At 70.4% G+C, this 20770-nt stretch carries 20 protein-coding genes; 9 read left to right on the plus strand and 11 right to left on the minus strand.

The genetic code is table 11. The features are described from left to right. Positions 1-17: 17 nt before the first annotated feature. Positions 18-1313: a D-alanyl-D-alanine carboxypeptidase gene (locus SSPS47_RS21350; protein ID WP_343234899.1), complete on the minus strand. Its 1296-nt coding sequence runs from the start codon at positions 1311-1313 to the stop codon at positions 18-20. Positions 1314-1464: 151 nt separating this feature from the next. On the opposite strand from SSPS47_RS21350, the gene SSPS47_RS21355 reads away from it, so the two are divergent. Together SSPS47_RS21355 and SSPS47_RS21360 are read left to right on the plus strand one after the other, a co-directional pair. Next, complete coding sequence (locus SSPS47_RS21355) at positions 1465-1779, plus strand: hypothetical protein (RefSeq protein ID WP_239065000.1); 315 nt, start codon at positions 1465-1467, stop codon at positions 1777-1779. Between the two features lie 36 nt (positions 1780-1815). Next, on the plus strand, positions 1816-3138 hold the full coding sequence (locus SSPS47_RS21360) for a metallophosphoesterase (protein ID WP_164254794.1): 1323 nt from the start codon (positions 1816-1818) through the stop codon (positions 3136-3138). A gap of 61 nt (positions 3139-3199) precedes the next feature. Here SSPS47_RS21360 and SSPS47_RS21365 read toward each other — a convergent pair whose 3' ends face one another. Continuing rightward, positions 3200-4546: a HAMP domain-containing sensor histidine kinase gene (locus SSPS47_RS21365; protein ID WP_239065001.1), complete on the minus strand. Its 1347-nt coding sequence runs from the start codon at positions 4544-4546 to the stop codon at positions 3200-3202. Between the two features lie 35 nt (positions 4547-4581). Here SSPS47_RS21365 and SSPS47_RS21370 point away from each other — a divergent pair, with 35 nt between their 5' ends. Then, entirely contained in the window at positions 4582-5025 is a 444-nt protein-coding gene (locus tag SSPS47_RS21370; RefSeq protein ID WP_164252470.1) for a carboxypeptidase-like regulatory domain-containing protein, read from the plus strand. On the opposite strand, the gene SSPS47_RS21375 is transcribed toward SSPS47_RS21370, so the two are convergent. Continuing rightward, complete coding sequence (locus SSPS47_RS21375; RefSeq protein WP_239065310.1) at positions 4985-5674, minus strand: TetR family transcriptional regulator; 690 nt, start codon at positions 5672-5674, stop codon at positions 4985-4987. The genes SSPS47_RS21370 and SSPS47_RS21375 overlap by 41 nt on opposite strands. Positions 5675-5806: 132 nt before the next feature. Between SSPS47_RS21375 and SSPS47_RS21380 the strand changes: the two genes are divergently transcribed. Beyond that, positions 5807-6559, plus strand: a complete 753-nt coding sequence (locus tag SSPS47_RS21380) for a cold shock domain-containing protein (RefSeq protein ID WP_164252472.1) — start codon at positions 5807-5809, stop codon at positions 6557-6559. On the opposite strand, the gene SSPS47_RS21385 is transcribed toward SSPS47_RS21380, so the two are convergent. From SSPS47_RS21385 to SSPS47_RS21410, 6 genes are all read right to left on the minus strand, one after another. Then, entirely contained in the window at positions 6542-7060 is a 519-nt protein-coding gene (locus SSPS47_RS21385) for a hypothetical protein (RefSeq protein ID WP_164252473.1), read from the minus strand. The two genes, SSPS47_RS21380 and SSPS47_RS21385, sit on opposite strands and share 18 nt — an antisense overlap. 124 nt (positions 7061-7184) lie before the next feature. Beyond that, on the minus strand, positions 7185-7964 hold the full coding sequence (locus tag SSPS47_RS21390) for a succinate dehydrogenase iron-sulfur subunit (protein ID WP_147874231.1): 780 nt from the start codon (positions 7962-7964) through the stop codon (positions 7185-7187). Beyond that, positions 7964-9718, minus strand: coding sequence for a succinate dehydrogenase flavoprotein subunit (gene sdhA, locus SSPS47_RS21395; protein ID WP_164252474.1), 1755 nt, complete (start codon positions 9716-9718; stop codon positions 7964-7966). Before sdhA ends, SSPS47_RS21390 begins: the two co-directional genes overlap by 1 nt. 20 nt (positions 9719-9738) lie before the next feature. Continuing rightward, a complete protein-coding gene (locus SSPS47_RS21400) occupies positions 9739-10230 on the minus strand; it encodes a succinate dehydrogenase hydrophobic membrane anchor subunit (RefSeq protein WP_147874229.1) in 492 nt (163 codons plus the stop codon). Positions 10231-10234: 4 nt separating this feature from the next. Beyond that, positions 10235-10615: a succinate dehydrogenase, cytochrome b556 subunit gene (sdhC, locus tag SSPS47_RS21405; RefSeq protein ID WP_147874228.1), complete on the minus strand. Its 381-nt coding sequence runs from the start codon at positions 10613-10615 to the stop codon at positions 10235-10237. Positions 10616-10784: 169 nt separating this feature from the next. Then, on the minus strand, positions 10785-11330 hold the full coding sequence (locus SSPS47_RS21410) for a 2-oxo-4-hydroxy-4-carboxy-5-ureidoimidazoline decarboxylase (protein ID WP_239065312.1): 546 nt from the start codon (positions 11328-11330) through the stop codon (positions 10785-10787). 227 nt (positions 11331-11557) lie between these two features. Between SSPS47_RS21410 and SSPS47_RS21415 the strand changes: the two genes are divergently transcribed. The 4 genes from SSPS47_RS21415 (at position 11558) to SSPS47_RS21430 (ending at position 16412) form a co-directional block, all read left to right on the plus strand. Next, positions 11558-13201 carry a glycoside hydrolase family 20 protein gene (locus tag SSPS47_RS21415; protein ID WP_203557895.1) on the plus strand — a complete coding sequence of 548 codons (1644 nt, stop codon included), beginning with the start codon at positions 11558-11560 and terminating at the stop codon, positions 13199-13201. A gap of 171 nt (positions 13202-13372) precedes the next feature. After that, a complete protein-coding gene (locus SSPS47_RS21420; protein WP_164252476.1) occupies positions 13373-13996 on the plus strand; it encodes a hypothetical protein in 624 nt (207 codons plus the stop codon). A 359-nt stretch (positions 13997-14355) separates the two neighbouring features. Continuing rightward, entirely contained in the window at positions 14356-15084 is a 729-nt protein-coding gene (locus SSPS47_RS21425; RefSeq protein WP_164254798.1) for an RNA polymerase sigma factor, read from the plus strand. Further along, on the plus strand, positions 15084-16412 hold the full coding sequence (locus SSPS47_RS21430) for a hypothetical protein (RefSeq protein WP_164252477.1): 1329 nt from the start codon (positions 15084-15086) through the stop codon (positions 16410-16412). The genes SSPS47_RS21425 and SSPS47_RS21430 overlap by 1 nt, the downstream gene beginning before the upstream one ends. A gap of 273 nt (positions 16413-16685) precedes the next feature. On the opposite strand, the gene SSPS47_RS21435 is transcribed toward SSPS47_RS21430, so the two are convergent. After that, positions 16686-17615 carry a L,D-transpeptidase family protein gene (locus SSPS47_RS21435; RefSeq protein WP_239065002.1) on the minus strand — a complete coding sequence of 310 codons (930 nt, stop codon included), beginning with the start codon at positions 17613-17615 and terminating at the stop codon, positions 16686-16688. Positions 17616-18039: 424 nt separating this feature from the next. Here SSPS47_RS21435 and SSPS47_RS21440 point away from each other — a divergent pair, with 424 nt between their 5' ends. Then, complete coding sequence (locus SSPS47_RS21440; protein ID WP_164252479.1) at positions 18040-19650, plus strand: methylmalonyl-CoA mutase family protein; 1611 nt, start codon at positions 18040-18042, stop codon at positions 19648-19650. Between the two features lie 63 nt (positions 19651-19713). Here the strand turns inward: SSPS47_RS21440 and SSPS47_RS21445 are convergent, their stop codons facing one another. After that, entirely contained in the window at positions 19714-20661 is a 948-nt protein-coding gene (locus SSPS47_RS21445) for an MIP/aquaporin family protein (protein ID WP_164252480.1), read from the minus strand. Between the last annotated feature and the right edge of the window lie 109 nt (positions 20662-20770).

Consider the following 20770-nt stretch of genomic DNA (forward strand, 5'->3'; position numbering starts at 1 on the left):
GACTTCGAAGACAGGACCTAGCGGCCCGGCAGGCGCTTGACCAGGTCGGGCAGTGGCCAGCGGCGGTTGACCAGGAACGCCGCCGCCGCCAGCAGCAGCAGCGCGCCGCCCGTGATGGCCACCGCGATACCCATGCCGCTCGACCCCGACGACGCGGAGGCCTTGTCGCCCAGCGAAGCCTGGTCCGTGCCGCCGTCGCCGCCCCCCTCGCCCTTGCCGCCCGATTCCTTGTCCCCGACGGCCTCCTTGTCGGAGCCGTCGCCGGCCGATCCGGGCTTCACGAGCTCGCCGATCGGCTTGACCTTTCCGGCGGCGGTGAAGCCCCAGTCCATGAGCCGGGCCGTCTCCTGATAGACCGCCAGGCTCTCCTCCCCGGACGGGTTCATGACCGTGACGAGCAGCACCCTGCCGTCGCGCTCGGCGACACCGGTGAACGTCGAGCCCGCGTTGGTGGTGTTGCCGTTCTTGACGCCGGCGATGCCCTTGTAGGGGTCCAGGCCCGCGTCACCGGTCAGCAGCCGGTTGGTGTTCTGGATCTCGAACGTCTCGCGCTTCGGGGCCTTCTCGCCCTTCTTCGCCTTCTTCTCCTCGCCCGGGAACTGCACCCTGACGGTCGACGAGTACTCCCGGAAGTCCTTCTTCTGGAGTCCGGAGCGGGCGATCAGGGTCAGGTCGTACGCGCTGGAGACCTGCCCCTTCTCGTCGTAGCCGTCCGGCGAGACGACATGTGTGTCGAGCGCCCTGAGCCCGGCCGCGTGCTCGTTCATGTCGGCGACCGTCTTGCGGACGCCACCGTTCATCTCGGACAGGACGTGCACGGCGTCGTTGCCCGAGCGCAGGAACACGCCCATCCACAGGTCGTGGACGGTGTACGTGCTCTCCTCCTTCACCCCGACGAGGCTGCTGCCCTCACCGACGCCCGCCAGATCCGCGCTCGTCACCTTGTGGGAACGGTCCTTCGGCAGCACCGGCAGGACCGTGTCGGCGAAGAGCATCTTCAGCGTGGACGCGGGCGGCAGCCGCCAGTGCGCGTTGTGCGAGGCAAGGACGTCACCGCTCTCGGCGTCCGCGACGATCCAGGACCTGCCGGTCAGCTTCTTCGGCAGGACGGGCACGCCCGGGGCGAGATTCACCTGGGTGCCGGGTTTGCCGAGCAGGGTGCCGCCGACCGTCGACATCGCCGCCGGCGGCTTCGGCTTCTTGTCCTCGGCCTTGTCCGCGTCCGCGTCGTCCGCCAGGACGGGCGCGGTGGTCAGAAGGGGCAGCAACGCGGCGGCGAGGACCGTCAACACGGTCTTTTTCAATGCGGACACGGTCGGAAACGTACATGGCCTGACGGTCGATCCGAACACCGGCGGCCGGACCCGCCGCTTCCACCGCTGGGACAGACCACTTTCCGGCCATCGGCCCTCGTCGGGCAGCCCCCGGCGAAGCGGTGGCGCGGCCTCCGGCGATACTGGATCCATGAAGCTCAGCCGCCCCGTGTCCTGGTTCCTGCTCGCCTTCGGGGTGTGGAGCTGGTTCATCTGGATCACTTTCGTCAAGAATTTGTGGCAGGACGGCAGCGGGCTCGCCTTCGACGACGCCGGTGACCCCACGGGCTACTTCTGGGTGCATCTGCTGCTCGCCGTTACGTCCTTCCTTCTGGGGACGGGCGTCGGGGCGGTGGGGTTCCGTGGAGTCCGCGCCCGGCGCCACGAGGCGAGCGGTGAATCCCGGCCCGCGCCGAGGAACGAACCCGGCGACGAGCACGTAGTACAGAGACACCGACAGGGATAAAAAGGGGACCGGCTTGTGATCGTCGTGGTTGTCCTGATGGCGCTCGTCGCCGTCACGCTGGTGGCGGGCGCGCATTACTACATATGGCGGCGCCTGGTCCGCGACACGACAGTGGCGGGCGGCAGGGCCCGCAAGGCGGGCACCGCCGTGATGATCCTGCTGCCGGTCCTGACCGTCGCAGGCGTGGGGGTGGGCCGCGCCGAGACGCCGTTCGCTCTGAAGCAGGTCCTCGGCTGGCCCGCGTACATGTGGCTGGCGACGCTGCTGTATCTGCTGCTCGCACTGCTGGTGGGCGAGATCGTACGGCCCGTGCTGCGCCGGGTGCTCGACCGCCGGGCGGCGGCCCCCGAAGCCGCGGAGACCGCGCCCGTGGAGGAGCCGGCGACCGTCGGAGCGCCGGCGCCGGCGCCGGCGACCGCACCGGCCGCTCCCGGTCCCGACGCCGACAAGGCCGCGGACCCGGACAACGACTCGGCAACCGCCACCCCGGAAGGCCCCGCTGGCGCCGCAGACCCCGCAGTCACGGCCCCCGGCCCCTCCCGGCGGCTCTTCGTCTCCCGTGTCGTCGGCGGCGCCGCGGCGGCGGCAGCGCTCGCCACCGTCGGGTACGGCGCGGCGAACGTGCTCTCCGGTCCCAGTGTCAAGCGCGTCACCGTGCCCCTCGCGAAGCTGCCGCGCGCCGCCCACGGCTACCGGATAGCCGTCGTCAGCGACATCCACCTCGGTCCGCTGCTGGGCAGGGCCCACGCGCAGCGCGTCGTGGACACCATCAACTCCACCAACCCCGACCTCGTCGCCGTCGTCGGCGACCTGGTCGACGGGACCGTCGCCGACCTGGGGCCGGCGGCCGAGCCGCTGGCCGGGTTGCGGGCGAAGCACGGCTCGTACTTCGTCACCGGAAACCACGAGTACTTCGGCGACGCGGCCGAATGGGTCGACCACGTGAGGGAGTTGGGCCTGCACCCGCTGGAGAACGCCCGCGTGGAGATCGCCGGGTTCGATCTCGTGGGCGTCAACGACATCGCCGGTGAGGAGGAGGGCGACGGCCCCGACTTCGAGAAGGCGCTCGGCGGACGTGACCCGGCGAGGGCCTCCGTACTCCTCGCACACCAGCCCGTCGTCATCCACGACGCGGTCGAGCACGGCATCGACCTCCAGCTGTCGGGACACACCCACGGCGGCCAGATGTGGCCGGTGAACTACATCGCGCAGGCGGCCAACCCGACCCTTGCCGGTCTTGAGCAGTACGGCGACACCGCGCTCTACGTGACGCGCGGGGCCGGGGCGTGGGGCCCGCCCGTGCGGGTCGGGGCGCCCGCGGACGTCACCGTCGTGCAGCTGGCGTCCCGCCAGGCGTGAGGGCCGGCCGACGGGCCCTCCTCAAGCACCGGGCGGGCCCGTCCCGGCCGGGCGGCCCGCCTCAGCCGCCGGACGGGCCACCCGCCGTGTCCTCGGCCTCCGGGCGGGCCCGCGGCAGCGTGACCGTCACCGTCAGGCCCGTCCCCGAAGCCGTCCGTACCGACACCGCGCCGCCGTGCGAACGCACCACCGCGTGCACGATCGCCATCCCGAGCCCGCTGCCCGCGACGCCGCCCCCGGCCCGGAAGAAGCGGTCGAATATCCGGTCCGCGTCCTCGCCGCTCATCCCCGGTCCCTCGTCGTGGACGCGCAGCCGCACCTCGCCCGCCTCCGAGCACCCCAGCTCCACCCGGACCGGTACGCCGGCGGGCGTGTGGACACGCACGTTCGTCAGCAGGTTGCCGATGACCTGCCGGAGACCGGACTCGTCCGCCCGGACGAGCACCGCGCCCGCCGCCGCCACGTCGAGCGGCCGGTCCGGCTGCTGCGCGCGCAGATCGTCGGTCGCGTCGCGGACCAGCCGGCTCAGATCCACGGGGCGCAGCCGCAGCACCGGCCGCTGGTCGAGCCGGGCCAGGGTGAGCAGCTCGTCGACGAGCCGGGCCATCCGGTCCGCCTCGTCGGTCATCCGGGCCAGCGCGCGGGCGTGCTCCGCCTCTCCGCTGAGCATTCCCTTCGCGGACAGCTGCAGATAGCCGCGGATCGCGGACAGCGGCGTACGCAGCTCGTGCGACGCGTCGGCGACGAACCGCCGCGGTTGCGCCGCGCTGCGCTCGCGCGTCACGTACGCGGACTCGACCTGCTGGAGCATGGCGTTGAGGGCGAGCCGCAACTGCTCCGTCTCGGTGACCGGGTCGTGGCGGCCGGGGACCCGGCGGGTCAGATCGCCCTCGGCGATGGCCGTCGCCGTCTTCACCATGTCGCCGAGCGGGCGCAGCGTACGGTTCGCGTTCACCAGGGTGATCAGCGCGAGCAGGACGAGCAGCAGCCCGCCGACGGCGGCGTCGAACTTGAACGCGAGCAGCAGGCTCTCGTGCACGGCCTTGGTGGACGTCGAGATCAGCACCGTGGAGCCGTCGCCGAGCCGGGCTCCCACCACCCGGTACGGGTCGCCGCCCATCTTCACCTCGCGCACGCCCCGTTCCCTGCTCAGGGCTGCCGGGTCGGTGACCGTACGGGCGAGCTCACGCTGCCGCTCGCTCGGGACGACACCGGCGAAGTTCAGCGCCCTGCCCCTCTGGTCGACCGCCACGAAGACGGAGTCGGGCGCCGGCAGCGAGCCCGCGCCCGGTCGGTGGGGCGAGATCTTCTCCACTATCGCGGCGAGCGAGCTGAGCGACTCGATTCCGGGACCGCACCCGCGCCGGCCCGCCGGCCCGATTCTGGGGTCCTGACCTGACCCGGACATGGAGCCGGGCACGTCACGAGCGGAAGGAACAGACTGTGGGGGCATGGGCACGGTGGTGCCACCGGCACAAGCCGGTGGTCCTGGTGCTGGGTCTGCCGGGCCGGCTCGGCAGGCGGCTCCACCACCCGGCCGTCGAGGCGCCCGAGGCCGCCCGGCCGACGCGGGCTGAGCCTCCCGAGGAGGAGAGCGTCTCCGGCGCCACCGGCGTGTACGGCCTCGTCCGTACGCAGGAGGGCGCGCCCGTCGCCGACGCCGTACTGACCCTGGTCTCGCCCGGCGGCGAAAAGCTCGACCGGGTGGCGACGCTCGCCGACGGCTCGTACATCCTGAGCGCCCCCGCCGGCGGCTCGTATCTGCTGGGCGCGGTGTCACGGGAGTACGAGCCGTGGACCCGGCACATCATGGTCGGCGGCGAACCGCTCGTCCACGATCTGACGCTCAGCCCCTCGGAGGCCGCCTCTCCATCGCGTCCGGCATGAACTCCACCAGCAGGTCGTGGAGTTGACGCACGACAGGACGCAGCAGCCGGTATCGGGACAGTGCGATCACACGGGCGACGACCGGTGTGGCACGCTCCACGAGCCGACGGCTGCGCGCCGCGTCCGGCGTCCGGTCGTACACCCAGTACAGAACGAGACCCATCTGCATCAGCCACAGCAAGTGCGGCAGCCGTTCGCCCAGTCCGGGGTCGATCCGGGCGGACGACCCGGCCAGTACACGCTCGTGGATGGAGACGGCGGCCTCGCGCGCCGGGGCCGAGTCCGGCGAGAACGGACTGAGCGGGCTGTCCGGGTCGGCGGCGTTCTTGAAGAACTGCGCGGCGAAGCGGTGGTACGGCTCCGCGATGTCCAGCCAGGCCAGCAGGACGCCCCGGAGACGGGCCGTCAGATCCTTCTCACCCTCCAGCACGGGCCGGACGGCCACCTCGTGCTCGGCGGCGATCCGGTCGTAGAAGCCCTGGACGAGGTGTTCCTTGGAGGAGAAGTAGTAGTACGCGTTCCCGACGGAGACCCCGGCCTCCTTGGCGATGACCCGCATGGTCGTCCGGTCGTAGCCGTTCTCCTGAAAGAGGCGCAGCGCGGTTTCGAGGATGAGGATGCGGGTCTGCTCGCTCCTGGAGGGCTTGATGTCGGTCCTGTCCGTCGTCGCTCCGGGGCCCGCCGCTTCGCTCGCACGGTCCGGGCCCGAACGGTGGAGGCACGCCGCCCCACCCACGGAAATATGATGCCGCCCGCCGCCTCATCGGGAAGAGTCGGGCCCATGATGAGTGCGGAGGATGTGCTGGCCGTCCTGGACCTGCTCGACCGGGCGGGCATCGAGGTGTGGCTCGACGGCGGCTGGGGCGTGGACGCCCTGCTGTGCGAGCAGACCCGTCCCCACGAGGACCTGGACATCGTCGTACGGGCCGAGAGCCTGGCCCACTACGGGCGCACGATGAGCGACCACGGCTTCCGCCTGTTCCGCGACGACGGGCCGTACAACCACGTACTGGTGGACGACGGCGGCCGGCTGGTCGACGTCCACGCCGTGGACCTGGGCACCACGCGCACGGACGAGCGGGGCGTCGAGGTGTACGGCCCCGGGGGGCTGCCCTACCCGGTGGGCTCGCTGGCCGGTGGCGGACGGGTCCGGGGCCGCCGGGTCGGCTGCGGCACCCCAAAGTTCCAGGTCGCCTCGCACACCGGATACGCGCTCGACGAGGACGACGAACGGGACGTGCTGGCCGTGCACCACCGCTTCGGCGTACCGCTGGCCGGCCGGGTGCGCGCGTGGCACGAGGAGGAGGGATGGGGCGTGCTGGACGCCGCCAACTTCCGCCAGGACGTGTGGGCGCACTTCTCGGCCGTCGCCGGTGAGACATTTGTCGAACCGGTGGTGGGCCAGGCCGTCACCTTCTCCGTCGAGGAGGCCGAGCAGGACGGCTACCGCCGACGCGCGGTGACGGTCTGGCCCGAGGGCGCCGGGAGCGAGGCCGGTACGGCCGCGCCCCTGCCGTCACATGCTGCTGAGTGACCTGGCGTACGCGACCTGCCCCATGACCTGCTGGAAAGAGTCGGGCCCGGTGGCCTGGACCATCGTGGAGTGGTGCTTGCCGCCGCTGGTCACCATCACCTGGATGAAGCCGGTCGTGTTGCGCTCCTTCATCAGGAGGAAGAGCAGACCGAGCAGACAGAAGAGGAAGAAGATGACCGCCAGGATGATGGCGTGCGTCGGGATCTTCTCCTCCGTACGCGACATGTCCGTCGCGTTCCACACCGCGCCTCGCAGCGGCAGCGTGCCGGACGGCGTCACGATCCCGTGGTTCATGACGGTGATGTCGCCGATCGACACCAGCGGTGCGCCGCCGCCCGCCTGCGCGGCGGGAACGGGCTGGCCGGCCATCGTCGGGTCGTAACCCTGACCGGGATAGCCGTATCCCGGGGCCGGGTTCGGATAGCCGTATCCGGGCTGGGTGGGGCCCCATCCGTAGGCCCCGTCCCCCTCCGGATTCGGGTTCGGATTCGGCTGGCTCATGTCTCCCCCGCTTCCCCTGTTTACTGGTCTGACTGAATCCTGGCACAGAAAGGGCCCGTCCCGTACGGGCCGTTACGGCTTCGTACGGAAACGGGCCCTCGCCCGACACGCGGGCGCGCCGCGCTCAGAAGCGCCGGGTGATCAGCGCTCGCTTCACTTCCTGGATCGCCTTGGTGACCTCGATACCGCGCGGGCAGGCGTCCGTGCAGTTGAACGTCGTGCGGCAACGCCACACGCCGTCCTTGTCGTTGAGGATCTCCAGGCGCTGCTCGCCCGCCTCGTCACGCGAGTCGAAGATGAACCGGTGCGCGTTGACGATCGCCGCCGGGCCGAAGTACTGCCCGTCGTTCCAGAACACCGGGCACGAGGACGTGCACGCCGCGCACAGGATGCACTTCGTGGTGTCGTCGAACCGCTCGCGGTCCTCCGCCGACTGGAGCCGCTCACGCGTCGGCTCGTTGCCGCTGGTGACCAGGAACGGCATCACGTCGCGGTACGCCTGGAAGAACGGATCCATGTCCACGATCAGGTCCTTCAGGACCGTGAGGCCCTTTATGGCCTCGACCGTGATCGGCTTGGCGGCGCCCGTCTTCTTGTCGAACGACGTGATGTCCTTGATCAGCGTCTTGCACGCGAGCCGGTTCTTGCCGTTGATCCGCATCGCGTCCGAGCCGCAGATCCCGTGCGCGCAGGAGCGCCGGAAGGTCAGCGAGCCGTCGACGTCCCACTTGATCTTGTGGAGGGCGTCGAGCACCCGCTCCTTGGGATCGATCTCGATCGAGAAGTCCTCCCAGCGGGACTCGTCGGAGATCTCCGGGTTGAAGCGGCGGATCCGCAGCGTGACCGTGATGTACGGCGATGCCGCGGACTCGTCCTCGACCTTGTCCAGTAGGGGAGTTGCCATCAGTACTTACGCTCCATCGGCTGGTAGCGGGTCTGGACGACCGGCTTGTAGTCGAGACGGATGGACTCCGTGCCGTCGTCGCCGACCTCGCGGTACGCCATGGTGTGGCGCATGAAGTTCACGTCGTCCCGGTTGGGGAAGTCCTCGCGGTAGTGACCGCCGCGCGACTCCTTGCGGGCGAGCGCCGACACGGCCATCACCTCGGCCAGGTCGAGCAGGTTGCCCAGTTCGACGGCCTCCAGCAGATCCGTGTTGAAGCGCCTGCCCTTGTCCTGGATGGACACGTTCAGATAGCGCTCGCGCAGCTCGCCGATCTTCTCGACGGCCGTCAGAATCGTCTGCTCGGTGCGGAAGACCATGACGTTCGCGTCCATGGTCTCCTGGAGTTCGCGGCGGATGACCGCCACGCGCTCGTCGCCCGTGGAGTCGCGCAGCCGCTGGATCTGCGTCTCGACCAGTTCGGCCGCATTCTCCGGGAGTTCGACGTGCTCGCTCTTGGCCGCGTACTCGGCGGCGGCGATCCCCGAGCGCTTGCCGAAGACGTTGATGTCGAGCAGCGAGTTGGTGCCGAGCCGGTTGGCGCCGTGCACCGACACGCACGCGACCTCGCCGGCCGCGTACAGACCCGGCACGACCGTCGTGTTGTCGCGAAGGACCTCGCCCTGGACGTTGGTGGGGATGCCGCCCATCGCGTAGTGCGCGGTGGGCTGGATCGGGATCGGGTCCGTGTACGGCTCGATGCCCAGGTACGTACGGGCGAACTCGGTGATGTCCGGGAGCTTGGCGTCCAGTTGCTCCGGCGGCAGGTGCGTCAGGTCGAGATAGACGTGGTCGCCCTCGGGACCGCAGCCGCGGCCCTCGCGGATCTCGGTGTAGATCGACCGCGAGACGACGTCACGCGAGGCGAGGTCCTTCATGACGGGCGCGTACTTCTCCATGAAGCGCTCGCCGTCCTTGTTACGGAGGATGCCGCCCTCACCGCGGGCGCCCTCCGTGAGGAGGATGCCCATGCGCCAGATGCCCGTGGGGTGGAACTGGAAGAACTCCATGTCCTCCAGCGGCAGTCCGCGCCGGTAGCAGGCCGCCTGGCCGTCACCGGTGAGCGTGTGCGCGTTGGACGTGACCTTGAAGAACTTGCCGGTGCCGCCGGACGCGTAGATGACCGACTTCGCCTGGAAGACATGGATCTCGCCGGTGGCCAGCTCGTAGGCGACCACACCCGCCGACGTCTTGACGCCGTCGATCTCCACGATCAACTGGTCGAGGACGTAGAACTCGTTGAAGAACTCCACACCCTCCTTGACACAGTTCTGGTAGAGCGTCTGGAGGATCATGTGGCCGGTGCGGTCCGCCGCGTAGCAGGACCGGCGGACCGGGGCCTCGCCGTGGTTGCGGGAGTGGCCGCCGAAGCGGCGCTGGTCGATGGTGCCGCCCGGCGTCCTGTTGAACGGCAGACCCATCTTCTCCAGGTCCAGGACCGCGTCGATGGCCTCCTTCGCCAGGATCTCGGCGGCGTCCTGGTCGACCAGGTAGTCGCCGCCCTTGATCGTGTCGAAGGTGTGCCACTCCCAGTTGTCCTCCTCCACGTTGGCGAGCGCGGCGGCCATTCCGCCCTGCGCGGCGCCCGTGTGGGACCTGGTGGGATACAGCTTCGTCAGCACGGCGGTGCGGCTGCGCTTGGTCGACTCGATGGCCGCGCGCATACCGGCGCCGCCGGCGCCGACGATGACGGTGTCGTACTTATGGATCTTCATTGCTCTCGTCAGCCCCGGCGTTAGCGGATGTTCGGGTCGAAGGTGAAGATCACCAGCGTGCCCAGAAGGATGGTGAACACCGTGGCGGTGTACAGCAGACCCTTGAGCCACAGGCGCGTGTTGGCACGCTCCGCGTAGTCGTTGATGATCGTGCGCATGCCGTTGGCGCCGTGCAGCATCGCCAGCCACAGCATCAGCAGATCCCAGGCCTGCCAGAACGGGGACGCCCAGCGGCCGGCCACGAAGGCGAAGCCGATCTTGGAGACGCCGCCGTCCAGCACGAGCTGGATGAGCAGGTGGCCGATGACCAGGACGACGAGGACGACGCCGGACAGGCGCATGAACAGCCAGGCGGCCATCTCGAAGTTGCCGCGGGTCGCCTTGGGGGTCTTCGCGGTGCGCTTGCGCGGCGGCTCGATGAGCGGCGCCGGGTTGTCGACGTCGTAGACGCTCACGCTCTCTACGGGACTGATCGCGGCGGTGGAACCGGTCGCGGTGGTGTCTGCGGACATCGGGTCAGTTCCCCCAGAGTTCGCGGGCGGCGTGGCCGAGCACGGGGTAGACGGCGCCCAGCATGAGGACGAGCCAGACACCCACGACGCTCCAGAGCATCTGCTTCTGGTAGCGCGGGCCCTTGGACCAGAAGTCCACGGCGATGACGCGCAGGCCGTTGAGAGCGTGGAAGAGGACGGCGGCCACGAGGCCGTACTCCATCAGGCCGACGAGAGGCGTCTTGTAGGTCGATACGACATCGTCGTATGCCTCGGGGGAGACGCGGACGAGTGCGGTGTCCACCACATGGACGAACAGGAAGAAGAAGATGGTGACGCCGGTGACTCGATGAGCCACCCATGACCACATTCCTTCCCGGCCGCGGTACAGCGTTCCAGCCGGCACGGAAAAGCCCTCCGGGAGCGGTGATAGGGGCCGGCCGCCATCTTCTACTCGATGAAGCACAGTGGTGTCGGTCGCGCCCGGCCGGGTACGGTCCACCGGCCCCGGCCATCGTAGCGACGCTTTGTCGGTTCGATCGCCCGGGGGCCCATCGGTGTGATCAAACAGGCAGTCAAACAGCCACGGACGGGCTATCCGGACGGCCGGAGTCGCTGGATTCCTGCGAAACACGGGGTGCGGGCGGTCCGTCGGCCACCAGGCGCGCGACCCGGGAGCGGGCGAGGCGGCGCAGTTCGTCGGCGGCGACGGCGCGCTCCTCGTCGGGGTCGTGGGTGAGCCTCTCGCGGATCCTGGTCAGTACCTGGTTCAGCCGCTCCTCGGGCCGGAAGTGGTCGAGGCTGATGACGAAGGCGTGTCCGAAACTGCTCTCGTACACGGCGTGCGCGGCCCGCAGCGCGGTCCTGGCGGTGAGCGGCGCCGCGTGGTGCGGGTCGGCCGACGACTCGTCGGCGAGCGCTTCGGCGAGATCCGTCCGGGACAGGTCGTAACTCGCCTCGTCGGCGGCGGCGAGGAGCGCGTCGACGGTCGGATACGGGCGGTGGTCGGTGAGCCGGCGGGCCCAGCGGCGGTTTCCGCAGCAGGCCAGCAGGGCGTGCTCGACGGTGTCGGCCGGGGCGGTGTTGAAGCGCGCCAGGCCGGCGTGGGAATCGCTGGACAGCGTGGACTCCTGGCGGGAGTGGCCGGCAGCGACCGGCCGCGGTGGCTGAAGTGAAGGGGGATAAGGGCGGGACGGATGTTTCGCAACGCTATCGACGGCGGGTGACGGGTGCCCGACAGATGCGCGAATTTCACCCGGACGGGACACCCCCGGCTCGCGCGATGGACAGTGACATGGGACGTTCGCCCTACTTCCTTCCTCTATCTCCATGCAAGGGATGATCACGGATGAGGTGGAACTCCCCAGCGACACTGGTGGGCGGCGCCGCGACAGTGGCGGCAGCGGTCACCCTCACGATGGTGGCCTGGCCCGACGCCACCCCGCCCGACCGCGGCGCCCCGGCGGGATCGACCACCGCGCCCCCGGACGGCCCCAGGTCGGAGGCGTCGTCGGCGCGGTCCGACACCCGCCCGGCCGCACCGACCCCGTCGGGCAGCGGCGCGCTCTCGAAGGCGCCGAACGTCGTGCCCTCGGTACGGAAGTTCGAGGCGGCCCGCGGACCCGGCTGGCGCCCGTCCGCGGACAGCGCCGTCGTCATCGCGAGGAACAGCGGGAAGCTGGCCGACGAAGGGCAGCTCCTCGCCGAGGAGCTCAAGATCGACTACCGGGGTGCCGTCGCGGCCGGGGCCGGAGACATCGAGCTGGCCCTGGAGTCGGGCAAGCAGGCGGGCCCCGAGTCGTACACCCTCACCACACGCGACGGGCGCGTCCGGATCGCCGGACCCGACGAGGCCGGGGTCTTATACGGCACCCGCACGGTCAAGCAGTCGGTGCGCGCGGACGGGGCGATACCCGAGGGCGTCGTACAGGACCGGCCCGACCGACCGCAGCGCGGACTCAACCTGGACATCGCGCGCAAGCACTACACCGCCGGCTGGATCGAGAACCGGCTGCGCGAGATGGCCGACCTCAAACTCAACCAGCTCGGCCTGCACTTCTCCGACGACCAGGGCTTCCGCATCGCCTCCGACACGCACCCCGAGATCGTCTCCCAGCAGCACCTCACCAAGGCCGAGGTCCGGGGAATCATCGCGCTCGCCGGGCGGCTGCACATCGACATCATCCCCGAGATCGACTCACCCGGGCATCTGGGCGCCGTGATGGCACCCCACCCCGAGCTGCAACTCCGGGACGTGAACGGGAGGACCACCCGAGGGGCCATCGACATCTCGCAGCCCGCCGCCGCGAAGATCGTGGACGATCTGCTGCGCGAGTACGACACCCTGTTCCCGGGGCCCTACTGGCACATCGGCGCCGACGAGTACCAGGCGCTCGTGGTCAGCGACCCCGAGGCGTCGTTCCCCCAACTGGCCGCCGCCGCGAAGAAGAAGTACGGCGCCGACGCCAAGGTCCAGGACCTCGCGACCGGTTGGATGAACGACCGCGCGGCCGTGGTCCGGCCCAAGAAGAAGGAGATCCAGGCCTGGAACGACGGCTTCTTCGCCGGGGGCGTCGTCGAGGCCGACCAGAACCTCCAAGTCGACTACTGGACCGGCAAGGAGATCGGCGCGCGGCCCCCGCTGGACTATCTGCGCGAGGGTCGGAACGTGGTGAACCTCAACGACGAGTTCCTCTACTACGTACTCGGTCAGCCGAACGACTTCGTGTATCCGACCGGCCGGCGGATCTACGAGCAGTGGACCCCGCTGGTGCTGCGCGGCACGACGCCGGTGCCCCAGAAGTACTCGAAGCAGATCCTCGGCGCGCGGTTCGCGGTGTGGGGCGACATCGCGAACGCGCAGACACCGGCCCAGGTGGCCGCCGGGATCCAACTGCCGCTGGCGGCAATGTCGCAGAAGGTGTGGAACCCGGTGAAACCGAGTCTCACCTGGACGGAGTTCAAGGCGCTGGCCGGCAAGGTGAGCGGGTGAGGGCGGGCGCCTCCCGCGCGCAGCTTGATCGGCGCGGTCCGTCATTCGGGACATAACAGGTTCCGCGCGGCCCTTCCTCGCGTACCGACCCGCAAGTCTTGGCCATCAGTGACGTATTTCAGCCGCCGGGCGCTGTAATGAGCAGTATTCTGCCCGCGACGGGAGGCGTGAATGAGCCTGGTGGAACTGATTGTTCAGGCGGATGAGCGGGGCCTCGCCGCGAGCGGGGTCGCCTGCCTCGACCGCTGCCTGCCCCTGCTCGCCGACGAGGGGGAGGTGCTGCGCCCCCTCTGGTCCGGTATCGCCGACGGGCGGGAGACCTGGGCCCCGCGGCTCGCGGTGGCCAGGGAGGCGATGGAGGCCGCCGTCCTCGGCGACGAAACGGCCGTCCTCGTACGGAAGATGCTCGCCGCCGCGCCCTCCGAGTGGGCGGTCGGGCCGTTGCGCGGCTGGTCCGACAGCTGCTCCGTCGTGGCGCTGGAGATTCACCAGCAGTTCGACGTGGTGGGGGACCGGGTCATCGGCGCTCCCGGCACCGTCGAGAGCGGCGCGTACAGCGACTGGGTGGAGCGCTGCCGTACGGGAGTGGCCGCCGGGCCCGGCGGGGAGCCCGGTGTCGGGCCCTTCGTCGCCGGACCGCTGGTCTCCGGTGAACTGCGCCGGCAGATCCAGATCCTGGAAATCCTGGCCGAAACGGACGGCGCGGCAGGTTTGCGCCAGGCGCTGGACCTCTCGACGGAGGGGCAGCGAGTGCTGCGTGCCGTCGTCTCGCGCCGAGCCCGAGCCCGACACTGAACTCCACCGGCCGTACCGGCACGGTGCTCCCTCTGGTCGACATGTGCCCCGAGGGTCGCGTCGCGCTGCCTGAAATCGGGCGAACGGGCAGGTCGCGGAGGTGTGCGCGGGGGGAGGAGAGGACGACCGGGGCCGCCACCCCCCACAGGAGAGGCCCCGGTCGTCGTCCGGCGGGGACGCTTCGCGGCCCCGTACTCATGTCAGCGCCAGGAGAGCGTTTTCTGTCACACCTGGGTCGGAAGGCAGGTTGTTGCCGGTTGTACAAATTATGGACTTGGGCCTCCGAGAGGCCGTAGCGTGCAGGAGCGCGTGGGGGCGCGCGGCAGTGACCAGCTGCGATTCAGGACGGGTTGAGTGGAGTGCTGGGGGACGACGCGGAGCTCACCGCCGCGGTGCTCGCGGCACAGGACGGGAACGAGGACGCGTTCCGGACTGTGTACCGCGCCGTGCACCCGCGGTTGTTGGCCTACATACGAACGCTCGTCGGCGAGCCTGATGCCGAGGACGTGGCTTCCGAGGCCTGGCTCCAGATAGCCAGGGACCTCGAACGCTTCAGTGGCGACGCCGACCGCTTCCGCGGCTGGACCGCGCGGATAGCGCGGAACCGCGCCCTCGACCACATACGGATGCGGGGCAGGCGCCCGGCATCCGGGAGCGACGAGACGGAACTGGCGGGCAAGGCGGCCGATTCGGACACCGCGAACGAGGCGATGGAGGCACTGTCGACCGGTTCGACGATGGCGCTGATCGCCCAGCTGCCGCAGGACCAGGCCGAGGCCGTGGTGCTGCGCGTCGTGGTCGGACTCGACGCGAAGAGCGCGGCGCGCACGCTCGGCAAGCGGCCCGGAGCCGTACGGACGGCGGCGCACCGCGGACTCAAGCGGCTGGCCGAACTGCTCGGCGCGGACGATCCGCAGGACCCCGCGTACCGTGAGGGCCCGGCGGGTCCGGACGGTACCGACCGCACCGCGCACGGCGGCGCGGCGAACGGCCTGGGATCCGTACCGCCTCAGCGCGCCCGTCACCAGGGCGCTCCGGAGCCTGCCGGTGTGACGCATTCGCCGCCGGGGACGCAGAAGGACATGTGATGGCGCACGAGCGTGAGACGTGGCTCGACCACGGCGTCGCGGAGCTTCTGCTGCGCGGCCGGCAGGTCGAGACCGCCGACATGCACGCCCAGGCGCAGGCCGACCGGCTCGCCAGGGTTCTGGAGGAGATCGCGTACTGCGCGTACGCGGGTCGGGTCGCCGGCGGGAGCGCGGAGGCGACTACGGACGCGGGCGCGCACTCGGCCGGGAGTTCGGGTGAACTGCCCGGTGAGGCCGCCGCGCTCGCCGCCTACCGGCAGGCCGTCGGGACGCCGGGCCGAACCGTTTCGTCGGCCCGGGGGGCCGACGCGGATGCCCGCGCCGACGGCATCGGGACCGTACGGCTCGGGTCCGGGCGCGGCGGGGAGCGGATTCCGCGCTTCGGACGTCCGATGCGGCTGGGGCTGGCCGCCGCCATGGCCGGATGCGCGCTGAGCGGTGTGGCCGCCGGAGCCGGTTATCTGTACGCGCCCTCCGCCGGTGAGAGCTCGCCACGGCCGACGAACTCCGTCTCGGGCGTGGTGACACCGGAACCCCTGGTGTCCGACACGCCGAGCGACAGCAGCTCCCCGGCCACCCCGGACGACCTGCCGGGCGGCACGGGCGCGGGCCCCGTCGTCCCCGGCGCCACCGGCTCCGCCCCCGGGACGGACACGGCCGGCGGTCCGGCGCACAAGCGTGAGGGCGAGAGGGGCCAGACGTCCTCGGGCAACGGCTGGAAGCACGGCGAGGGTGAGAGGTGGTACGCCAAGCTCGTCCAGGCGTGTCACGAGTACCGGAACGGCACGATCGCCCCCGGGAAGAAGAAGTTCCTGGAGAGCGCGGCCGAGGGGTCGCACGGCGTCACGCGCTTCTGTGCGCAGTTGCTGGCCGACGATCCGGACGACGACGGTCACAACGAAGGCGCTCCCGGCCCCGGCGGTGGCAACGGCCCGCAGATCGGCGGCCCCTCCGAGGGAGGTCCGTCCGACGGCGGCGCAATCGGCGGCGGGACCGGGGGAATCGGCGGCGCGATCGGTGGCGGCACCGGCGGGATCGGCGGTGGCGGGACCGGTGGGTCGACGGCGCCGCCGACCGGATGGCCGGGCGGTGATTACGGCGAGACGATCGGGATGCCCCCGCCGACTCCCGATGCCGGTGGCGCCGGTGGCGCGAACCTGCCGCCCCTGCTCCCGGCGATGCCCGGCGGCGACGCGGACCCGGGAACGGACACCGGCTCCGCCCCCGGGACGGACAAGGACACGGACACCGATGCGGGCGAATCGCCCGCGCCGACGCCTGCCCCGGACTCCGGCCCCGCCCTCGATCCCGGCCTCTCCGCCCCGTAGCCGACCGCTATTTTCGGCCAGGATCGGGACCCCGGATCCGGGTGTGACGTTTTTTCGTGCTGTGACGCAGTAAAGAGTGAGCCGACTGGTCATCGGCCGCGTCAGAGCCGGGGTTCCCCCCGTACCTTCGGCTCGACGCACAGTTGGCGCGGGCGGGATACGTTCCCCCGGTCCCGCCCGCGCCTCTCAGTCCCCACCGTCACCCCCGTCCCCGGGCGCCCCTTTTTGGCGTGAAACCCCTCAACTCCCGTACGAGCGCGCCCCGATGGTCCGCTACCAGTAGACGACGACCTTGTCGCCGGTCCGCACCTGGTCGAACAGCGAGGCGATCTTCCTCTTGTCGCGTACGTTGACGCATCCGTGCGAGGCCCCGCTGTAGCCGTTGGCCGCGAAGTCCGCCGAGTAGTGCACCGCCTGGCCGCCGCTGAAGAACATCGCGTACGGCATCGGGGTGTCGTACAGCGTCGAGACGTGGTCCCGGGACTTCCAGCCCACCTTGAACACGCCCTCGCGGGTCGGTGTGTACTGCGAGCCGAACCGCACGTCCATCGTCGACATCACCTTGCCGTCGATCATCCAGGACAGTGACCGGCTGGTCTTGCTGATGCACAGCACCCTGCCCGTCATGCACCGTTCGTCGGGCTTCGGCGGCGGGGGCTTCTCGACGGCAGGCGGGCGCAGCTGGGCGGCCGTCGGCTTCTTCGTCATCCCGAGCAGCCTCTGCCAGGTGACGGTGTCGGTCGTGCCGGTGCGCGGCAGGCCGCGCTTGGCCTGGAAGGAGGAGACCGCGTCGGCCGTGACCGTGCCGTAGTAGCCGGTGGGGGCGCGGTTGAAGTGCGCGATCTGGCGGAGCCTGGCCTGGAGTTCCCGTACCTGGTCGCCCTCGGCGCCGCTCGCCAGCACGATCTCCGGCTTCGGCGGCGCGGGCTTCTCGGCCGCGGTCCTCGACGGGGCCGCGGACGGTGTGGCCGGCGGCTTCGACGCGGCGGCCGGTCTGTCCGACGGGCTGCTCGACGCGGGTCCGGCCGGCTCGATCCGGACCCCGGCGCCGCTGCCCTTCTTGTCGTCGGCGCCGCCCGCCGGATCGGTCACCACCTGCGCCGAACAGCCGGCGGTGACCGCGAGCACGGCACCCGTGGCGAGCGCGACGCGGAGCGTGGACGTATGCGTCCGCGTCCGCGGCCGCGTTGATGATCCGGGCAACTTCGTCCCCCTGTCTGCCACTGAGCTGTCCGATGGCGAGTACGGCGAGCATGGCGAATAGTCGTTGTGCCGAGCGGTTGTGTGGAGCGGTCGTGCCGGTCCGTTCAGTCGGCACGCATCTTCTGAGACATCTCAGGACCCGTTCCGGTTGCCCCGGACGAGCACGTTTTCCCGTAAAGACTTCCGGGCAGCGCAATTTCACCCGGGAGGCCGCGAAAGGAAAGCACGTCTCGACGGACGAGCCTTCCTGACGGACGCCGTCCCGCGCAACCACGCATAACCGGATAGCCGAAACCGGAGGCGGGCCGCCGGATCCCCGCCGGAAGCGGGCCCGACACTCCGGAAGGCTCGTATCGCCGTGCCGACGGCGCCCGCATGATGGACGCGAGGACAACCCTGAGCAGGAGCGACGGAGGCGGAGCGGATGGCGCACGAGCCCGGTGAGGACGCGACGGTACGGCGGTCGGAGAGCGGAGTGCCGATCGAGCCGCTCTACGGCCCCGGGGCGCTGTCCGGCTGGGACCCGGCCCAGCGGCTCGGCGACCCGGGCTCGTACCCGTACACCCGCGGTGTGTACCCGTCGATGTACACCGGCCGCCCGTGGACCATGCGCCAGTACGCGGGCTTCGGCACCGCCGTGGAGTCCAACGCCCGCTACCGGCAGCTGATCGCCCACGGCACCACCGGCCTCTCCGTCGCCTTCGACCTGCCCACCCAGATGGGGCACGACAGCGACGCGCCGATCGCGAGCGGCGAGGTCGGCAAGGTCGGGGTCGCGATCGACTCCATCGACGACATGCGGATCCTCTTCGAGGGGATCCCGCTGGACCGGGTCTCCACGTCGATGACGATCAACGCGCCGGCCGCGCTTCTGCTGCTGCTCTACCAACTGGTCGCCGAGGAGCAGGGCGTACCTGCCGCGGCGCTCACCGGCACCGTGCAGAACGACGTCCTCAAGGAGTACATCGCCCGCGGCACCTACATCTTCCCGCCGAAACCCTCACTGCGGCTGATCGCGGACATTTTCCGGTACTGCCGGACGGAGATTCCCCGCTGGAACACGATCTCGATCTCCGGCTATCACATGGCCGAGGCCGGGGCGACACCCGCGCAGGAGATCGCGTTCACGCTGGCGGACGGAATCGAATACGTCCGTACGGCCGTCGCCGCCGGAATGGACGTGGACGACTTCGCGCCCCGGCTCTCCTTCTTCTTCGTCGCGCGTACGACGATTCTCGAAGAAGTGGCCAAATTCCGTGCCGCGCGCCGCATTTGGGCCAGGGTGATGCGCGAGGAATTCGGTGCGCGCAATCCCAAGTCGCTGATGCTCCGCTTCCACACGCAGACGGCGGGCGTGCAGCTGACGGCGCAGCAGCCCGAGGTGAATCTCGTACGCGTCGCGGTGCAGGGGCTGGCCGCCGTCCTCGGCGGTACACAGTCGCTGCACACGAACTCCTTCGACGAGGCCATCGCGCTGCCGACGGACAAGTCGGCGCGCCTCGCGCTGCGTACGCAGCAGGTGCTCGCGTACGAGACCGATGTCACCGCGACCGTCGACCCGTTCGCCGGTTCGTACGCCGTGGAGAGGATGACGGACGACGTGGAGGCGGCGGCGCTGGCCCTGATGACCCGCGTCGAGGACCTCGGCGGCGCGGTGGAGGCCATCGAACGCGGTTTCCAGAAGGGCGAGATCGAGCGGAGCGCGTACGCCGTGGCGCGCGAGACGGAGAGCGGGGAGCGCGTCGTCGTCGGCGTCAACCGCTACCGGCTGGACGAGGAGGAGCCGTACGAGCCACTGCGCGTCGACCCGGCGATCGAGGCCCAACAGGCGGCCCGGCTGGCGGCACTGCGCGCGGAGCGCGACCAGGGCGAGGTGGACGCGGCGCTGTCGGAGCTGCGGCGGGCGGCGGAGGGGGAGGGTGACAACGTGCTGTACCCGATGAAGCGGGCGCTCAGGGCGCGGGCGACGGTGGGGGAGGTGTGCGACACGCTGCGGGAGGTGTGGGGCGCGTACGAGCCGACCGAGGTGTTCTGAGGAAAGCCGACGGGCGGGCACCGACGGGATCCTCCGTCCGTGCCCGCCCGATTCGCGTGGCTTCTAGGGCTCGTCCGTGCCCTTCACGGGCCGGGTGTCGCCCACTTCCTGGGGCTTGGCCAGCTGCGCCCTGATGTGCAGGACGTCACCGATGAACAGGTCGTACAGCAGCACACCGATCACTCCGCCGATCAGCGGCCCGACGATGGGGATCCACCAGTAGGCGCTGAAGGCCCCCGCCAGGGAGCCGGGCATCGCCAGGTCCCCCCAGCCGGCGGCCCAGGTCAGCAGGCGCGGGCCGAGGTCACGGGCCGGGTTGATGGCGTAGCCGGCGTTCGCCCCGTAGGACATGCCGATCGCCGCGACGGCGAAGCCGATGATCAGTGGACCGAGGTTGGCCTTCACTGCCGTGTTGCGCAGGTCGACGACGGCGACGATGAACATCACCAGGAACGCGGTGCCGACGATCTGGTCGAGCAGCGGTCCCCAGATGCCGCCGTTGAAGTACGGCGCCGGGAACGTGCCGAAGATGGAGAACGACGCGAGCGTGTGACCGTCGGTCTTCGGGCCCTTCATCGCCGCGTCGAAGGCGTTGATGGCGTCGCCGTACACCCAGTAGACGAGCGCGGCGCCGACGAACGCCCCCGCGAGCTGAGACCCCATGTACGGGAGGACCTTCGCCCAGGCGAACTTGCGGCGTACCGCGAAGGCCAGGGTCACCGCCGGGTTGATGTGCGCTCCGCTGACGCCGCCGGCGACGTACACGCCGAAGACCACGGCCATCGCCCAGCCCCAGGTGATGAGCAGCCAGTCACCCGAGCTGATGAAGAAGGTGGTGGGTCCCGCTGTGCGGCCCGACCCGGGCAGGGCCGCGACGACCATCGCCACGACACCGCAACCGAAGGCGATGAGTACGAACGTTCCGAGGAACTCTGCCAGGCATTCGCCTCCGAGAGTTGCCCGACGCCTGAAACTCGAGGGCTTGATCAGGGGTGGAATCTCTACGGCCATGGGTCCTCTTACGCTGTCGTCCGGTGCGCCGAAACGCGGCTGGGTCCCCTCCCTGCGATCGCACCTTAATGTCAGCCGACCGGGTGGGCCCGGCAGCGACGCGCCACGA

This window comes from Streptomyces sp. S4.7, assembly GCF_010384365.1.
Classification (GTDB): Bacteria; Actinomycetota; Actinomycetes; order Streptomycetales; family Streptomycetaceae; genus Streptomyces.

Excerpts from the sequence above, each read along its gene's own strand:
- SSPS47_RS21355 (WP_239065000.1), top strand. The coding sequence starts at position 1,465 with ATGAAGCTCAGCCGCCCCGTGTCCTGGTTCCTGCTCGCCTTCGGGGTG.
- SSPS47_RS21360 (WP_164254794.1), top strand. The coding sequence starts at position 1,816 with ATGGCGCTCGTCGCCGTCACGCTGGTGGCGGGCGCGCATTACTACATA.
- SSPS47_RS21365 (WP_239065001.1), bottom strand. The coding sequence starts at position 4,546 with ATGTCCGGGTCAGGTCAGGACCCCAGAATCGGGCCGGCGGGCCGGCGC.
- SSPS47_RS21380 (WP_164252472.1), top strand. The coding sequence starts at position 5,807 with ATGATGAGTGCGGAGGATGTGCTGGCCGTCCTGGACCTGCTCGACCGG.
- SSPS47_RS21385 (WP_164252473.1), bottom strand. The coding sequence starts at position 7,060 with ATGAGCCAGCCGAATCCGAACCCGAATCCGGAGGGGGACGGGGCCTAC.
- SSPS47_RS21390 (WP_147874231.1), bottom strand. The coding sequence starts at position 7,964 with ATGGCAACTCCCCTACTGGACAAGGTCGAGGACGAGTCCGCGGCATCG.
- sdhA (WP_164252474.1), bottom strand. The coding sequence starts at position 9,718 with ATGAAGATCCATAAGTACGACACCGTCATCGTCGGCGCCGGCGGCGCC.
- SSPS47_RS21400 (WP_147874229.1), bottom strand. The coding sequence starts at position 10,230 with ATGTCCGCAGACACCACCGCGACCGGTTCCACCGCCGCGATCAGTCCC.
- SSPS47_RS21415 (WP_203557895.1), top strand. The coding sequence starts at position 11,558 with ATGAGGTGGAACTCCCCAGCGACACTGGTGGGCGGCGCCGCGACAGTG.
- SSPS47_RS21420 (WP_164252476.1), top strand. The coding sequence starts at position 13,373 with ATGAGCCTGGTGGAACTGATTGTTCAGGCGGATGAGCGGGGCCTCGCC.
- SSPS47_RS21430 (WP_164252477.1), top strand. The coding sequence starts at position 15,084 with ATGGCGCACGAGCGTGAGACGTGGCTCGACCACGGCGTCGCGGAGCTT.
- SSPS47_RS21440 (WP_164252479.1), top strand. The coding sequence starts at position 18,040 with ATGGCGCACGAGCCCGGTGAGGACGCGACGGTACGGCGGTCGGAGAGC.
- SSPS47_RS21445 (WP_164252480.1), bottom strand. The coding sequence starts at position 20,661 with ATGGCCGTAGAGATTCCACCCCTGATCAAGCCCTCGAGTTTCAGGCGT.